Source organism: Roseateles sp. P5_B10, assembly GCF_056400485.1.
Genome location: NZ_JBFULE010000789.1, coordinates 1 through 2,390 on the forward strand (window position 1 = coordinate 1; position 2,390 = coordinate 2,390).

Annotated in this window: 2 protein-coding genes; both read right to left on the bottom strand. The window is 63.1% G+C overall.

Annotated features, from left to right (window positions below; translation table 11 throughout):
- A partial coding sequence (locus tag AC1DU6_RS27665) for a circadian clock KaiB family protein (RefSeq protein WP_477861039.1) occupies window positions 1–251 on the bottom strand: 251 nt, incomplete at its 3' end.
- On the bottom strand, window positions 248–2,068 hold the full coding sequence (kaiC, locus tag AC1DU6_RS27670) for a circadian clock protein KaiC (protein ID WP_477861041.1): 1,821 nt from the start codon (window positions 2,066–2,068) through the stop codon (window positions 248–250). The genes kaiC and AC1DU6_RS27665, both read right to left, overlap by 4 nt.
- Between the last annotated feature and the right edge of the window lie 322 nt (window positions 2,069–2,390).

The following is a 2,390-nucleotide window of genomic DNA, read 5'->3' on the forward strand; positions in this document are numbered from 1 at the left end:
GGCTGGGCCTGGCTGAGCGTGCCGACGATGCGGCGGGTCGGTGAAGGCGAGAGCTTGAACAGCGTCGGTGTCATCAATACGCCTGCCGCCATCGCCAGCTTGGGCTCTCGGAACACGTCGACCACCTCGATCTCATGCCGCTTCGGCAGATGGACGCGACATAGGGCTGACAGATTGTCGAGTGCCTGCGCCGAATTCAGCGCGTCGCCGGCAACGTAGAGCCGGAACTTGAACAAGCTGCGGCGGTTCATAGAGTGCTCGCTTTCGTGACAGCCTTGGCTGCCGGTTTTGCAGCATCGGCACCGCGCAGTTCGCGCATGCGGGTATGGCCGCGTGACAGTTCGCGCTCGCTGCTTTCGGTGGCGCTGGCCAGCAAGGCCTTTTCGACCTGCTTTGCAACCAGCTCGGTCTGCAGCGACTTCACTCGCACCTCCAACTCGGCCTCTTCGGCATCCAGCCTGACGCGCTTGAGTTTGCGGGCGACCTCGGCGGCGTCGGTCGACGAACGCTCGGCGCGTTCCTTTTCCCAGCGCAGCGTGCCCATCAGGACTTCACCACCGGCGGTATAGGTATCGGTCAGGGTCACGCCGGAGTCGCTGAGGATCAGCTCGCGCACCTGGTTCGAATGCGCTGTGCCGCGTGATTTGATGATGGACAGGCCACGATTGCGCTCGCCCGCCTGCACCAGGTAGTCGAGATGGATCCAGGTGTCCGCCACCGCCGAGATCTGCAGCGGTGAACCGCCCTCGGCCAGGCTGGACATCTCGCCCAGCAAACGGGTGCAGATCAAGGTGATGCCTTCAGATTTCGACCAATCGATCAACCGTTCGGCCACGCTGTGGGCGGTCAGGTAGTTGCCCGATTCCGACCATGTGGAGACCGGATCGATGACCAGGCAGCGAGCCTTGTGTTCGGCCGTCAGCGTCTTGATGCGCATCAGATAGGTCTCCGCGCTGCCAGCGATGGAGCGGGCCGAGACCATGCGCAGCAGACCGCTTTTCTTGTATCGGTCGAGGCGGATGCCCACCGATGCCAAGTTGCGCGCCACCTCGGAGCCATCCGAATCGAAGCTGACGAACAATGTGCGTTCGCCGCGCCCGCAGGCAGCCTCGGCGAATGCGCCGCTCAGCGTCGTCTTTGCGGTGCCCGAGAAGCCGGTGATCAGCACGCTGGCGCCACGGTAGTAGCCGCCGCCCAGCATCGTGTCCAGACGCGCGACGCCGCTGGATACGCGCTCGCTGCTGACTTTCACGTCACCGCGATCCTGCGCCCGCGCGACGGCGACCTCGAAGCCGCCATTGCCGATCACGAACGGCGACTCGTCCTCGTCGAAGCGCGAGCMGCGGTACTTCTGCACCCGCAGATTTCGCTGCGACACACCTTGAACGACATCGTGATTGAGGATCACCGCGCAGTCGACCATGAACTGCATCAGGCCGAACGGTTGCGGGCCGCTCGAGTTGCTGTGACTGCTGTCATCGCCGCCGGCTTTGGCGGTGATCAGGCCAGTCAACTGGCGCGCCAGCAGCCACTCATGCAGCCGGTAGATCTCGCGCCGCTTGGCCGCCGCGTCGGGCAGCAATGCCAGCACGATGTCGAGGGCATCGAAGACGATGCGACGCGCCTTCATTTCGTCGGCCTTGGCCCCAAGAACCGCCAACATCCCGCTCAGGTCGAAGTCGCCGGACTGCACCAGATCGGGCAGCGGTTGGGCATTCATGAAGAACAGCCGCTTGCGCTGAAGCTCGGGCAGATTCCAGCCGAAGCTGCCCGCGTTGGCGACGATGCGCTCGATGTGCTCCTCGAACGCGACAAAGATTCCAGGCTCCTTGCAGGCCTGCGCGCCGTGCGCAAGGAATTGCAGCGCGAAAATCGTTTTTCCTGAGCCAGGCCCGCCGACCAGCAAGGTTGTGCGACCGATCGGCAATCCGCCGCCGGTGATGTCATCGAAGCCGCCCACACCGGTCGATGCCTTGCCCGCTGCGGCCTCCGTTCGCGCGACTCTCACAGGGCCTTCCGCATCAAGATCTGACGCGCATGGCACGGCGCGCGCTGAATGAAGGACCACGCGGCATGGTCAGCCAGATGGGCGCAAAAGATTCTTGCTGACATAGTCTCTCCCTGTCGACTTGAACGGGATGGAGTCAGCCGAAGCAGCACTGCGCGAGCAATCCATGACATCCTGTTCGTTCAGGGGCATGACATCGGCTCCCGTTGGGATGCCAGTCTGTTCGGTTTGTTCGTTAGCCTCCGTGCGACAACACACATAAGGAAATGGCGACATTTGCGCCTCTCGGTAGGTAGTTGCCCCCTTCCATCGGCTGCTGAGCATGCCCACCGAGCTTGGATGCACACTCCCATCGCCCCATCGCCACAAATATGTCTCATAC